Source organism: Arthrobacter sp. StoSoilB5 (assembly GCF_019977235.1).
GTDB lineage: Bacteria > Actinomycetota > Actinomycetes > Actinomycetales > Micrococcaceae > Arthrobacter.
The window spans coordinates 2700026-2713016 of sequence record NZ_AP024646.1 but is presented as its reverse complement, the minus strand read 5'-3'; the positions used below and the strand labels follow the sequence as shown (position 1 = coordinate 2713016).

Annotated in this window: 15 protein-coding genes; 12 read left to right on the top strand and 3 right to left on the bottom strand. The window is 61.1% G+C overall.

Features of this window, described 5'->3' with window-relative positions:
• Position 1 precedes the first annotated feature (1 nt).
• The 4 genes from LDN75_RS12195 (at position 2) to LDN75_RS12180 (ending at position 3159) form a co-directional block, all read left to right on the top strand.
• Positions 2 to 631: a TetR/AcrR family transcriptional regulator gene (locus LDN75_RS12195; RefSeq protein ID WP_223932564.1), complete on the top strand. Its 630-nt coding sequence runs from the start codon at positions 2 to 4 to the stop codon at positions 629 to 631.
• 83 nt (positions 632 to 714) lie between these two features.
• Complete coding sequence (locus LDN75_RS12190; protein ID WP_223932563.1) at positions 715 to 1983, top strand: MFS transporter; 1269 nt, start codon at positions 715 to 717, stop codon at positions 1981 to 1983.
• Position 1984: 1 nt separating this feature from the next.
• Positions 1985 to 2485, top strand: a complete 501-nt coding sequence (locus LDN75_RS12185) for a hypothetical protein (RefSeq protein ID WP_223932562.1) — start codon at positions 1985 to 1987, stop codon at positions 2483 to 2485.
• A gap of 419 nt (positions 2486 to 2904) precedes the next feature.
• Positions 2905 to 3159 carry a hypothetical protein gene (locus LDN75_RS12180; protein WP_223932561.1) on the top strand — a complete coding sequence of 85 codons (255 nt, stop codon included), beginning with the start codon at positions 2905 to 2907 and terminating at the stop codon, positions 3157 to 3159.
• Between the two features lie 53 nt (positions 3160 to 3212).
• On the opposite strand, the gene LDN75_RS12175 is transcribed toward LDN75_RS12180, so the two are convergent.
• Positions 3213 to 3614: a nuclear transport factor 2 family protein gene (locus LDN75_RS12175; RefSeq protein WP_223932560.1), complete on the bottom strand. Its 402-nt coding sequence runs from the start codon at positions 3612 to 3614 to the stop codon at positions 3213 to 3215.
• Between the two features lie 83 nt (positions 3615 to 3697).
• Between LDN75_RS12175 and LDN75_RS12170 the strand changes: the two genes are divergently transcribed.
• Entirely contained in the window at positions 3698 to 4081 is a 384-nt protein-coding gene (locus tag LDN75_RS12170; RefSeq protein WP_223932559.1) for a helix-turn-helix domain-containing protein, read from the top strand.
• Here the strand turns inward: LDN75_RS12170 and LDN75_RS12165 are convergent.
• A complete protein-coding gene (locus tag LDN75_RS12165; RefSeq protein ID WP_223932558.1) occupies positions 4078 to 5142 on the bottom strand; it encodes an LLM class flavin-dependent oxidoreductase in 1065 nt (354 codons plus the stop codon). The genes LDN75_RS12170 and LDN75_RS12165 overlap by 4 nt on opposite strands.
• Positions 5143 to 5239: 97 nt before the next feature.
• Here LDN75_RS12165 and LDN75_RS12160 point away from each other — a divergent pair, with 97 nt between their 5' ends.
• The 3 genes from LDN75_RS12160 to LDN75_RS12150 all read left to right on the top strand — a co-directional run bounded on the left by LDN75_RS12160 (position 5240) and on the right by LDN75_RS12150 (position 6654).
• Positions 5240 to 5842 (top strand): CGNR zinc finger domain-containing protein, encoded by a 603-nt coding sequence (locus tag LDN75_RS12160; protein ID WP_223932557.1) that lies wholly within the window; start codon positions 5240 to 5242, stop codon positions 5840 to 5842.
• A 153-nt stretch (positions 5843 to 5995) separates the two neighbouring features.
• On the top strand, positions 5996 to 6337 hold the full coding sequence (locus LDN75_RS12155; RefSeq protein WP_223932556.1) for an SMR family transporter: 342 nt from the start codon (positions 5996 to 5998) through the stop codon (positions 6335 to 6337).
• Complete coding sequence (locus tag LDN75_RS12150; protein WP_223932555.1) at positions 6334 to 6654, top strand: SMR family transporter; 321 nt, start codon at positions 6334 to 6336, stop codon at positions 6652 to 6654. The genes LDN75_RS12155 and LDN75_RS12150 overlap by 4 nt, the downstream gene beginning before the upstream one ends.
• On the opposite strand, the gene LDN75_RS12145 is transcribed toward LDN75_RS12150, so the two are convergent.
• Positions 6655 to 7498, bottom strand: a protein-coding gene (locus LDN75_RS12145) for an IS5 family transposase (protein WP_263422392.1) whose coding sequence is annotated in 2 segments (ribosomal slippage) — positions 6655 to 7191 and positions 7193 to 7498 — 843 coding nt in all. Because the reading frame shifts where the segments join, the coding sequence is not laid out codon by codon here.
• A gap of 454 nt (positions 7499 to 7952) precedes the next feature.
• Here LDN75_RS12145 and LDN75_RS12135 point away from each other — a divergent pair.
• The 4 genes from LDN75_RS12135 to LDN75_RS12120 all read left to right on the top strand — a co-directional run bounded on the left by LDN75_RS12135 (position 7953) and on the right by LDN75_RS12120 (position 12375).
• Complete coding sequence (locus tag LDN75_RS12135; protein ID WP_223932554.1) at positions 7953 to 8168, top strand: universal stress protein; 216 nt, start codon at positions 7953 to 7955, stop codon at positions 8166 to 8168.
• A 35-nt stretch (positions 8169 to 8203) separates the two neighbouring features.
• Positions 8204 to 8896 (top strand): flavodoxin domain-containing protein, encoded by a 693-nt coding sequence (locus LDN75_RS12130; protein WP_223932553.1) that lies wholly within the window; start codon positions 8204 to 8206, stop codon positions 8894 to 8896.
• 1777 nt (positions 8897 to 10673) lie between these two features.
• Positions 10674 to 11141, top strand: coding sequence for a hypothetical protein (locus LDN75_RS12125; RefSeq protein ID WP_223932552.1), 468 nt, complete (start codon positions 10674 to 10676; stop codon positions 11139 to 11141).
• Positions 11134 to 12375, top strand: a complete 1242-nt coding sequence (locus LDN75_RS12120; protein ID WP_223932551.1) for a glycosyltransferase — start codon at positions 11134 to 11136, stop codon at positions 12373 to 12375. The genes LDN75_RS12125 and LDN75_RS12120 overlap by 8 nt, the downstream gene beginning before the upstream one ends.
• Positions 12376 to 12991: the final 616 nt, after the last annotated feature.

Sequence of the window (12991 nt, the reverse complement as noted above, 5' to 3'; positions counted from 1 at the left end):
CATGTCGTATCCAGCCGGATACCGGATAGAGCGTGAGCACCCCCGGCGCCGCCGCAACGGCGAAACCGCAAGGCTGAAGGCAATCCAGGCCGCGATTGAGCTCTTCGCGGTGGGCGGTTACGGCGGAACGTCCATCGCGGACGTCGCGGCGAAAACCGGACTCTCGCAATCCGGCCTGCTCCATCATTTCCCGTCCAAAACAGCCCTGCTGGCCGCGGTGCTCGAGCACCGTTCCAAGGAAGACGCCGACTTCCTTTTCGACGGAGAGCAGGCTCCACTGGGCTGGGCAGCCTTCGATGCCCTGGTGTCCCTGGTCGCGCGGAACTCCACCCGGCCCGACTGGGTAGGCCTTTTCGTCAGGCTCTCCGCCGAAGCCACCGAGCCGGGACACCCCGCGCATCAATGGCTTCTGGACCACTACTCAAGCCTGCGCCTGTGGCTCGGCGAAGCGTTGGAGGACGGGAAGAGCCACGGGGATCTCGCACAGGACGCGCCCGTGGAAGCAATCGTCAACAACACCATCGCCATCCTCGACGGCATCCAGCAGCAATGGCTCTGCGCACCTGGCAGCTTCTCCATGGTGGCGCAGTTCAGAACCTTCACCGAAAGCATCAAGACCACCTGGGGCTAAGGTCCGGCACCGGGGAAGCTCCGCTTACATCGCGGACCTTCCCTTCTGTTGCCGTGCCCGAATCACGGAGAAAGTCAGAAAACATGGAAACTCCTGCCACACACCAAGAAGCGGTTGAAACGGACGCCCCGGACCGGCACGAAGGCCAGCGGCGCACCATCGCTATTCTTATCGCTGGGCAGATCCTCGGTGGAATCGGAATGGGCGCCTCACTTTCGCTCGGCTCCCTCCTTGCCGTCCAGGTTTCCGGTTCCACGGCCTGGTCCGGAATGGCCGCCACGATGAACACACTCGGCGCCGCCGCCTTTGCCATCCCCCTGGCCCGCGCCGCCGTAAAACGCGGACGGGGAGTCTCGCTCGCGGCCGGATCGCTGACCTCCGGATTCGGAGCAGCCATCGCCATTGCCTCGGCGGCACTGTCGGCCTTTCCGGCGTTGCTGATCGGGCTCATTCTGCTTGGCGCCGGGACCGCGGTGAGCTTCCAGGCCCGCTTCGCTGCCACGGATCTGTCAACACCTAAAACCCGCGGCCGCGACCTTTCCATCGTCGTCTGGTCAACCACCATCGGCGCAGTTTCGGGCCCCAACCTCTTCGAGCCCGGAGAAGCGTTCGGCAGGCTGCTCCACTTGCCAGCGCTGACGGGCGCCTTCGCGTTCACCGTGGCGGCCCAGTTACTTGCCGCCCTGGTCTTTTACACGGGCCTCCGGGCCAAACCTCCCGTCGAGGCTCCTGCTGCGGAAGAAGACAGCGGAGTCACCACCAAAGCTGATTCCGGCTTCTCGATCCTTCGCCGCAATCCCGGCGCCCGGTACGCCGTGACGGTGGTGGCGCTCAGCCACGGCACCATGGTGGCGCTCATGTCAATGACCCCAGTGCACCTGCACGACCATGGGGCGAGCCTCGCCGTCGTCGGCATCACCATCAGCCTCCATATCGCAGGGATGTTCGGCCTTTCACCACTGTTCGGATGGCTCTCGGACCGCCTCGGCCGGATTCCCGTGCTGCTGACGGGACAGGCCATGCTGCTGGCTTCCTTGGTGCTCGCGTGGCTCGCACCGCACACCATGGTGACTCCCAGCCTCATCCTCCTGGGCCTGGGATGGTCGGCATCCATCGTTTCCGGCTCGGCCCTGGTGGGAGACTCGGTGTCCGCAACCGAACGTGCTCCCCTGCAGGGCGTTTCAGACCTCCTCATGAACCTCACCGGAGCAAGCTGCGGAGCCCTCGCAGGACCCGTTCTCGCCGCCGTCGGCTATTCCGGACTCGGCGCCGGGGCTATGGCCCTGGTCGGGACAGTCACCGTGTGGACGCTTTTGCGCCTGCTCACGGGTCGCCGGGCTCCGGCCAGCTGACATGACCACCGCCAGTTGTGCGCCACGGGCCGAAGCCGTCCCCGGGATATTCGCAGCAGCCCAACAGGACATGGAGTTCCATTCACGCCTTGCCGTGGCGCGGCACTACCTCGAAAACCTGCTTGCCGGTTTCTCTGCCACGGTCGCCGCCGCAGATCCCGAAAGGATGGCGGCCCTGCTTCGCGGTGCGCGCCTTATCGCGGAAGAATCCGACGGAAATCAGCAAGAACTGACTCCGCAAGGGGCGGTAGGCTGGCTCGCGCCTGCAGGGCGCACCGCCGTCGTTACCACCAATAACCTCAGCCTCAGCCATGACGGTCCCAATATCCGGTACACCGGAACATTCCAGTGCTGGAGGTCGGAGTCGCTCCCGCAGTGCGCTGCCTTCGGCACCTTCCATGGACTCCTTGTCGCCGGCCCCCAGGTCTGGAGATGGTCAGAACATGTGATCCGCTTCCCGTCCTGGGAAGCCGAATCCACTGCCTGCCAGGGCTCCCCCTGACATTTCAGGAGAAAACACCCTTGGGCTTTGCCGAAGAACTGAAGAACAGCTGCGCCGCGGACTGGGACGCCGCCGTCGGGCATGAGTTTGTTGACCGGCTGCTGGAGGGCAGCCTCCCCAACCCCGTGCTCCGGCCTACCTGGTGCAGGATTACCAGTTCTGCGACGCCTTTCTCGCCCTGCTGGGGCTGGCGGTGGCTTCCGCGCCCTCGCTGCCATCCAGGCTGGTGTTCGCCGGGGTGCTGGGAGCCTTCGCCTCGCACGAAAACAGCTACTTCCAGGATTGTTTCGAGGAACTGGCCGTCCCCGAGGCAGAGCGGAACGCCCCGGAGCCGACGGCGGCCACCCGGGACTTCGATGCCCTGATGCGCCGCGCCCTAGAACCCCCGCTCCTACCCGGACGTCGTCGCGGTGCTGCTGGTGGCCGATTGGCTGTACGGCGACTGGGCGGCCAGGGCCGGCGAACCGGAGTCCTGGCCGCCGGCGCCGAAGCACCCCCAATGGGCCCGGCTGCACAACAACCCGCAGTACAACGGCTGGGTGAGGTGGCTACGGGAGGAGTTCGACGCCGTCGAGCCAGCCGACGCGGTGATCCGCGCACGCGTGGCGGCCACGTTCAAGGAGGCCGTCCGACTGGAGCGGGCGTTCTTCGATTCGGCGATGGCGGCGGGCTGAGAGCCGGCAGCATGGCTGTCGACCCTGCCGGCCTCCTGTTGACGCAAAAAGAACTAGGGCTGGCCCCAGAAGGCGTCCTCTGCCTGGCCGTCGGAGGAGAAGAGCCTGACCTCCACGATTTTCCCATCGCGGATCGTAAGGAGATCGATGCCGGGCATGTCCATCGAGGCATCCGCGCGGTTGCCGGAGAACCGCACCGGCACGGCGACGAGTCCGCCGTTTGCCATCGCGGGCCCGGTGACGGCGAGCTGGAAGGTTCCCTGGCTCGCTTCCATCATCCCGCCGAGCAGCGCCCCCACGCCGTCGATGCCCCGGTGATCACCGGAGAAGCGGTTCGCGCCCGGCTGGTGCCAGATGACGTTGGGGCTGAGCAATGCCATCGCCGAGGGGACATCGCCCCGGCCGAGGGCGTCGAAGTACGATCCGGCTACGGCAACGGGTGTCTGGTCAGACATGTTGATCTCCTTGCTTGTTGGTTACGGTCCCATGGTTACATTCGGTAACCTGTTACATCAACGTAACTGAGGAGACTGGTCACATGAACGCGCCCGCCTGGAATGTCATGCTGGCAAGCTGTCCGTCGCGCACTTCCCTGGCGAAGATCGCCAACAAGTGGACTGCCATGATCATCATCGCCCTGAGTGGCGGTCCGCTGAGGTTCGGTGAACTGCGTGAAGCCGTGGACGGCATCAGCGGCAAGGTCCTGGCTGACACGCTACGGGATTTGGAACGCGACGGGATCGTGGACCGGACCGCCTACGACGAGATGCCTCCCCGCGTTGAGTATGCGCTCACCGCTCTCGGGCAAACGCTGCGGGTACCGCTGACGGCATTGGGCCATTGGGCCGAGCAACACATCGAAGACGTACTGTCAGCGCGGGAGTCCTATGACAACCGCACCGCCCCAAGGACCCTGACCTAGGCGGTCATGTTGTAGTGGTCTGCCAGCAATTCCACTGTGCGTGATTGCACACGGCGCGAGTGCCCCTGTACAACCAGCATGACCTCGTCAACACGAGTCTGGCCGTGAAGCTCCTCCAGCCCCTGCGCCACCTCGGCCGCCGTTCCATGAATTACCCGGTCGGTGTACTCCTCAATAATCTGCCTCTCCTGGAAGGTAGCCTGAAAGGCTTCAACCTCTTCGGGCGGGAAGATTGAAAAAGTCTTGCGCTGGAACATCCTCAGCATCGCCAGGGCCGCCGTCGCCGACTGGCGCCGCGCCTCAGCCGGATCATCATTTGCGACCACGCCCACGCTGACCAGACTGTAGGGCTTGTCCAGGAACGGTGAAGGGCGGAAGTTCTCGCGGTAGATGCGCATGGCATTCAGAATGTCTGCGCTGCCGAACTGCAGCGCAAAGGCGTATGGCCGGCCGAGGCGGGCGGCCAGGTGCGCCGAATAGATGGAGGATCCCAGAATCCAAATGTCGGCGCGTGAATTGGCCTGCGGGACCCGGTTCTGCTCTTCCTGCCAGGGGCCCGGTACGGCCGGCACGCCCCGGTAGGGATGATCCTCCGGAAAATCGTTCCCAAGGAACCCGAGCAATTCATCGATCTGCTCGGGAAAGTCGTCATTTGCGCCATGACGACGACGCAGCGCCGCCGCCGTTGCTCCGTCAGTTCCAGGAGCCCGCCCCAGACCCAGGTCGATCCGCCCGGGAGCCAGTGCGTCCAGCATGCCGAACTGCTCGGCGATCATCAGGGGAACGTGATTGGGCAGCATGATTCCGCCCGCGCCGAGCCGGATGTGCCGGGTCTCGCCGACGAGCCTGGCCACCATGAGCTGAGGGGACGGTATGGAGGCGCCGGGCATGGCGTGGTGCTCTGACATCCAGAACCGCTGGTAACCGCGCTCATCGGCAAGCCGTGCGAGTTCAATGACGTCATTGAAGACTTCCTGGGCTGAAAAGCCGGCGCCGGTCAACGCATTGTCGAGCACTGACAGCGCGAACGGGGCCGTGCCGGAAGGACGCGGACGAATCATGGAACTACCTCACCTATCACGGTATGTGGATGTTTTTAGCGTGATAGCTACACGATAAAGACTTATCACGCTAAATTGCAACTGATACCGTGATCAGATGACCATAGTTCCACTTCCTGACGCTCCGGGAACCGCCGAGCACCTGTGCCTGGCGCTGGCCAACAGTGTTGTCACGCTTCCGGGAGGGCAGCAGCTCGATGAACTGGACAGCCCCATGAACGCCACGGCATGGCTCGTCGGCCATGGCCTGGCGCCTCACGGCACCGGCCTGCTGGAGTACTGCCAGCTTCAGCTCACGGATCTAAGAAGGAAGCTCCGCGCCGTGCTGCTGGCGCATGCCGAGGGCACCGCTCCCGATCCCGACTCGCTGGAAGGCATCAACCGCGCCCTTTCGGCAGTGCCAAGCGCCGCCTTGCTGCGATACAGCCCCGACGAGGGCCTGAACCGCGTCGCCAGCCATCCGCTCACTCAGATCGTCGATCACGCAATGGCGCAAATCGCGGAGGACGCAGCCGCACTATTGACGGGCCCTGATGCGGCCCGAATTGCACGCTGCGCGTCCGAACCCTGCGATCGCCTTATGGTCAGAACGCACGGGAGGCGGCAGTGGTGCTCCGCCCGCTGCGGCGCCAGGCAACGAGCCAACCGCGCATACGCCCGCAAAAAGGGCTCAGCTCCCGCACCAGACATTTTGGCCTGAATCAATCGCATATGGGCATTTGTGCCACTGGTGGCCGCTGTCCGGAACGCGAAAGATTGGAGGGTTGCCTTGCGGCGCAGCCACAACGGAATCGATCCCGCTGACGCCGCGGCACCAAATTGACTGACTGACGACTTCACAAGGACTTAATGCATGAAGTGGATACTTCTGGGCTGCGCGATCATCAGCGAGGTAACCGCGTCCCTCGCCCTGAAAGCGGCGCTGAACGAGCCGGTCTTCTTCATCATCGTCGTTGCCGGGTACGCCGCCTCCTTCGCCTTCCTCTCCGGAGTCCTCCGGGCAGGCCTGGCGCTGGGAGTTGCCTATGGAATATGGGCTGCTCTCGGCGTGGTTCTCACGGTGCTCCTCGCGGCGCTCCTCTTTGCCGAACCCTTGACTCCAAAGATCCTCGTGGGTGTCGCCTTGGTCATCGGCGGCGTGCTCTGTGTTGAACTCGGTTCGCGCAAACAACCCAAAAAAGAGGTAACGCCATGATGTGGCTGCTATTGGCCACGGCAATCCTCACGGAAGTAAGCGCCACCCTTTGCCTGCGTCTGGCGTCCCATGGCAAAAGGTTCTTGTACCTCGTCGTCGGCGCTGGATACACACTGGCCATTGCGCTTCTCAGCCTGACATTGGAGCAAGGCATGAGCCTCGGCGTGGCCTACGGCATCTGGGCTGCCGCCGGAGTCGCCCTTACGGCGATCGCCAGCCGCATCTTATTCAAGGAACGCCTCACTCCTGTCATGATTGCCGGACTCGTTTTCATCATGGCAGGCGTCCTGCTCATTGAGCTGAGCGCGGCGCACTAGCTAAGGCGTGTCTTTTAATGCGGTGCTCCAGATGGTGACGGCGTGTAGAACGGTCGCTGAGCGGTATGTGAGGGCCAGTTTGTCATAGCGGGTGGCGAGGGAGCGCCATTGCTTGAGGGTGTTGAAGCTGCGCTCGACGACGTTGCGTCGTTTGTAGGCGTCCTTGTCGTAGGTGACGGGTCGCCCGCCGGCGGAGCCTTTGCGTTTGCGGTTGGCTTTCTGGTCGTCCTTTTCGGGGATGACGCATTCAATGCCACGCCCGCGCAGGTAGGCCCGGATGGCCTTGGATGAGTAGGCCTTGTCTGCCAGGGCCCGGTCCGGGCGGGTGCGGGGCCTTCCCGGACCAATCCGTCCGACCGTCAGGGCGTCCATGAGCTTTTCAAACATGGGCGAGTCCCCGCCCTGGCCAGGCCCCAGAAGCAGAACCAGGGGGCGCATGTTGCCGTCAACCAGGGCGTGGATCTTGGTGGTCAGCCCGCCGCGGGAGCGGCCGATGGCGTGATCATCAGGCTCCTCGAGCAGATTCATGTAATTCGAGAGGTCCCCCTGTGTGGCGGGGAAGGTTGGTGCCGTGCTGGTGGGCGCGGTTGATCGTGGAGTCCACCGACACCTCCCAGTTGATCAGCCCTGCCGCGTCGGCGCGGGTCAACAACGCAGCCAGGACCTTGTCCCAGGTCCCGCTGGCGCTGTTGCGGCGGTGGTGCTTCCACACTGTCTTCCACGACCCGAAATGGGGCGGCAGATCCCGCCAGGGAATGCCTGCCCGGTAGCGGTAGATGATGCCCTCGGTCATCAACCGGTGGTCATTGAACGGCCGTCCCGGCTTCCCCGAGGAATCAGGCATCAACGGGGCAATGAACTCCCACTGGGCATCGGACAACACGGCATAACGCGAACTCACCCGACCATTCTGACCAACGACCTCCCCGGCAATTAAGAGACACGCCTTAGTCGTCCCATAGTGCTCCCCAAGTCGCTGAAAGAGTATCGTTGCGTGTTCCTCGGCCTATCGAGACGTGGCCGCAAATGTGCAGGACTCAATCGGTCTTCCACCCGTACTCAATGTTCAACCACGTCGGACGGGCCGATGAGCGGCAGCGAGGTGTCGAATTCGTCCTCGAGGGGATTAGCTCCGGCGCCCTGAGGCCCAGAGTCGACCGCGTCTTTGCTTTCGAGCAAGTGGTTGGCGCCTACCGCTATATGGAGTCAAACGAACAGCCAGGGAAGATTGTCGTCGAAATGACGCCGCTATTGATTGGTCGATACGCCGAGGCATACCGCTGCGACTGGTCTCCCTGGTGGAGTTGGACGCCGAAGGGGACAGCGGTGAAGCGGTCAACGAGGAAGCTATCGACGACCTCGAATGGGATGACAATGAAATCCTGCTGGTGGGTTCATCGCGCCTTGCGGAACCGAACAAGCTGTTCATCGGCAGCACCGCCAACAAGGTGCTGCGGGCATTGCCCGTTCCCATGGTGCTGGTCCCGCGCGACTACGAGCGTAGGGACGCGTAGGCAAGTCCAGCCGCTTCAAGAGAGAAGGTTCACCAATGAATGTCCTCGTCGCCTTCGCCACCAGACACGGTGCAACCGCCGAGATAGCCGGGCGCATTGCAACCCGTCTCCAAGCGGCCGGCGTACCGGCCGAAGCCCGCTCCGTAAACGAAGTTAACGACGTCGGCCCGTACGACGCCGTCATCATCGGCGGTGCCGCCTACATGTTCCATTGGCTAAAGGATGCCACTACCTTTGCGAAGCGGCATCAGACGGATCTGAACCGGCGCCCCGTTTGGCTCTTCAGCAGCGGCCCTCTTGGCAACGATCTGGTGGATAAGGACGGCCAGGACGTGGTGGTGGCCAGCAGGCCGAAGGAGTTCGACGAGCTGCAGGCGCTACTCCACCCACGCAATGAGCGCGTCTTCTTCGGCGCGTGGGACCCGAACGCGCCGCCAGTGGGAATCGGCGAGAGGCTCCTGCGACTCATGCCCGCCGCGAAAGAAACCCTGCCCGCCGGCGATTTTCGTGACTGGCCCGTCATCGATGCCTGGGGAATATTGTCGACGACGTACGTGGACGTCCCAGGGGGAGGGCAACGGTCCGGTCACGAAAGACTGGATGTCACGCGCTCATATTTCAGTGACCACGGATCCCTCCCGCGAGAGGTCTCCCTCCAGCCGTCCCTGGCCAGATGCCGCTGCAGTTCTTCCAGCGCAGCCCTCATCCCCGGAGCCCATTGCTCTTGAGGGGAGATCGGGCCGACCGACCCCGCCACGGGGAAGGTAGAGCTCTTGTAGCGGGTCTTCCCGTCGACCTGGCCCACAAAACGCTGTTGGGTGCTCCCGTACTGGGATCCAAGGATTGTCAGGATCTTGGCCCACCATGAGGTGTCTCCTACGTCTTCCAAGGCCACGGTAAGGGTTTCTGTATGTGGGGTCATCCGCCAATCGTTACTCCGGCCCTGCGCGGTGTAAAGATTTGGCTGCGGAACGGTGCAGGGTCGATCACCCGAGGTGCTAGGAGGCTATTGGCGCTCCTTCGCGGCCTTGTTCGGCACCTTCGTACCGGTCCGAGGGCGCTACCTGCGTGACTGCATTGCGATCGCTTTTCCGTTGCCCCCAGCTTCCTGTCGGCAGAGTGGCGAGGCGAGTTTCGGCTGGTACCCGGTGGCCGGGATTCTCTGGGCAACGGGGACAATTCTCGGTCTGGTGTTCGCCATCGCTTGTTGACCGGGGCGTTTCGACGCCGGTGGACTCCCCCAAGAGTCCCCGGCATCCCGGGAGGCAGAAAGTTCCCCGAGTGGATCACAGCTGCGATCTAACAGGGCGTTGTGTTGGTTGGCGACGTTCGGCATCCCGCTGCCACACCCGCAGATCTTGATTGCTGACAACGGTGCAACTTACTGATAACGGTGCAACGGAAGCGCAGCTCAAGCCCTTCCGGAACGTGGAAGTGTGGAGATTTGTCACGCAGCGGTGGTGTATGCCTTCCGTTCGTCCCGGTCGGCTGCCCCGCCAAGCAAGAAATTCAGGAAGGGCCAGGGAGGTCCTGACCAAGCAAAAATGCTTGCTCTTCGTCTTCGCCAGTTTCCCTGACTGCACTACTTGAGGCTGAGCACCTCGTCGATCGGGCGTCCGTTGACGAAAACTTGGGCGCTCGCTGCCCCAGACGCAGCCTGGCGGTGAACTCCAGCTGGGCCTTCGCACGCGGGATATCGCACACGCCTGACAGCATGAACTGCCCGGAGAGGTAGATCGTGATTGTGCTGCCGTCCAGCTCACCCCCGAGGTAGGTGATGTTCGGCCCCGGATTTTCAGGACTCCACTTTGAACTTACGCCGGAGCCGCCCTACGAAACAGGGACTTAAGTTCGACGTCGACGCCGGTTATTGCTGTGGGCTCGACCCGCCAGGATGTGGCGGGGCCCGCGCTTTGAGTTTCAGCCCCGATCGAGCAGGAGCCCGGGCCCGAGCTCCACAGCACCGGCCTCAGCGCAGAAGAAGGCCTCTGGACCCGAAAGGAGGGGCAGGACGCACATGACACACCCGGGATTTAGACACGTTTTGTCCTATGGCTGCCCATGTGGATCTCGACCTTCCGCCGCCCCGGCCACTCCAAGGCTGGCCCTGCCGACATCTTCTTCAGGGACTTGGCGGTATCGCATAGCTCCGGTCCTGCCCGTCACGGCATTCCCTTGCACCACTCGTCCAGAACGTCCTGATAGGTATCGCGGTATTCTGCGCTGGCGTCATGATTCTGTCCAGCAACCCCCATCAAACGTCCAGCGCGAATCTCGCAACGTCGAACTGCGTCACGTTTACGAGCCGGCCGTCACTAGGACAGTGCTAGGGAAAGCATCGAAGCTGCCCCAACTGTCTAGGAGGGGATCCGAAGTGCGTGGAGATCTTGTTCTGCTTCTATGTTCGGGGAAAATCGCCGGATTAGCACTGCATGACCAACTAATGGGACTTGATGAGGCTAACGAGACCCGTACCTCAGACAGGCGCTCTCCCCCAGAGAACTCGTGCCCATCGCCAGTCACCCACTTGTTCAACAGCTCGGGCCGAATGTTCTAGAGGAGATCCTCACAAGGCAGATGTACCGTTATCTCCATTTCACGGCCAAACTCGAGTATTTAGCCATCAACCACGTAGCTCTGGGGATTGCTAACGGAGACATCCGGGTCCCCATCCCTGAGGACATGCGGTTTGACGCCTTTCGGATCTACTGCGACGAGGCGTATCACGCGTACTTCTCGGTCGATCTGATCCGACAGGCAGAAAAGCTCACTAATTTCACGGCCCCGGAAACTCAGGTCGAGCCGTATTTTCTGTCCCGGTTGCGGGCGCTGCAGGCCAAACACGACGCCAATTTGGCCAGCCTTGTCGAGCTGGTCTTCACCATGCGTAGATCGGAGTTGGTCAAGAAGAGCCTGTCTTTGCAAATCGTGTCGGTGGGCACTAACAACTGTGGGAGAATCGCCAATGAATAATCACACTAATAAAATTGAGCCAAACAATGACTATCTCATTCGCTTTCTAAGTGATTGGGACTATAGAACCGATGCCTTTCGGATAACCGACAGGAGCATCAATGAAAACATAACCGATCCCGAAGATATACTGACGCTCGCCCACAATGACAAAATACTTGTGGAATTAGTGACTTATCTCGCGGCGTCGAAAAGAGCGGTGAAAAATATTGCTAAACCTTTGAGCGTAGGTATCGTCTTTGCCGTTTGGAAGGAGGCCCGGCGACTGCAGCCCCGAACAGAACTGAATCCAGCAGGCGAGGACGCTCTAAGAGCAAAGGTTGCAGAGCTCGACTGGCTTTTCCGAGACAGTCTGGTCTCCTGGTCTCTCTATGTGGTGGATGATGAATGCCCTCAAGGAAGTTTCGAAGTCGCACAAGCAATCATCAAAGAAGAGGGCTTCGATTCAATCGAGTTGCTTCGCCTTCGAGATGCGTTGCCATCCCCAAACATTCCCTTGAAAAAGCTAAAAAGTGCCGATCTCTCCGTAAAAGGCGGTGCCATCATATTCGGCCTGGAGAGGGCCGCGGCTGATCGCCACGAATATATCATGTTCACTGATTGCGATAACAGCAATAACCTTGGTCAAATCGGGTTGCTTATGCAGCCGCTTTTGCCCGGCAAGGTGAGAGTTGCAATCGGCGACCGCAGGTCAACGCGCGTCTCGCATTGGCAAAACTCACGAGACAGCGAGTCAAGCGCGAACTACATGCTGAAACGTGTACGTCAGCTTCTCGATTTTGACCTGATCCTGCGAGACGTGACATGTCCTTTCAAAATGTTTGAGCGAGAATACCTTATTGGGATGCTCGAAGAGCTCGATGTCTTCGACTTTTGCGTTGACTATGACATGTTGGGATATCTGAAAAGCAACGGGACACCTCTTGCTGTCGTTCCAATCGTTTCCCTCGACTCCGAAGCGCAAACGACTTGGATACCTCTCAGCAATGCAAGCGTCTGGTGGCAGAAACTGAAAGGTTTTGTTCACGTGGTTGAAAAATACCGGCTACCACACAACGAAGAGCCGGCCGAGCTCGTCACGAAGTACTTGGGATCTTTGGAAAATATCAAGACTGTGCTCCGGACTGGCGAACAAGGTGTCTTTCTTGAAAGACGACATTTCAGTCCTGAAGAGCAGCTCGAAATGAGCTTAGGCGAGGTGGAGGAATGGTTGCAATCCATTCTAGTTAGATAGTCCAAAGTGCCTGGTGGCGAAATAGTGACTATGCCGAGATGGCGTAGAAATGCGGCGAGACTTGCCTGGCAAGCGAATCATAAGCGCTTGCAGCCCCGGGGCAGCGTAAAGAAGGATTCCAATGAGGAATAATCGTTCAGAAGATGACGATGTACAGATCCTGGACGTGGCAAGCGAGCCGTCGTCTAGGAAAGCGACAAAATACAATATAACTTACTCTTCTCCGATATCGCAGCAGGCAGTGTCAGTGAACTGCATTGACTTACCGGATCTAGTCGCCGTTATACCGTTTTGCCGCGAAAATCGGTCAATTTACCTTATTGAACAATTGCGTCCGGCACTTTTCGTTAAGCATGGCTGGCAAGCTGGCAATTTGCAGTACTGAACCCGCTGCTCGCTGTCCTCTTAGTGACACTCTACGAGGCCACCCCAACACAAGTCGGGCTGACACTCGGCGCGTACAACCTTGGCGGCTTCATCGCGTCCCTGGTAATTCCGACCGCCGCGGACCGGACGGGCGACTACCTCCGCCCCCTGCTGATCTGCGGGGTCTGTGGTGTCGCGATGGTAATCGTCCTCGCGCTGACGACATCGTTGCCGTTCGCGCTGCTCGCGC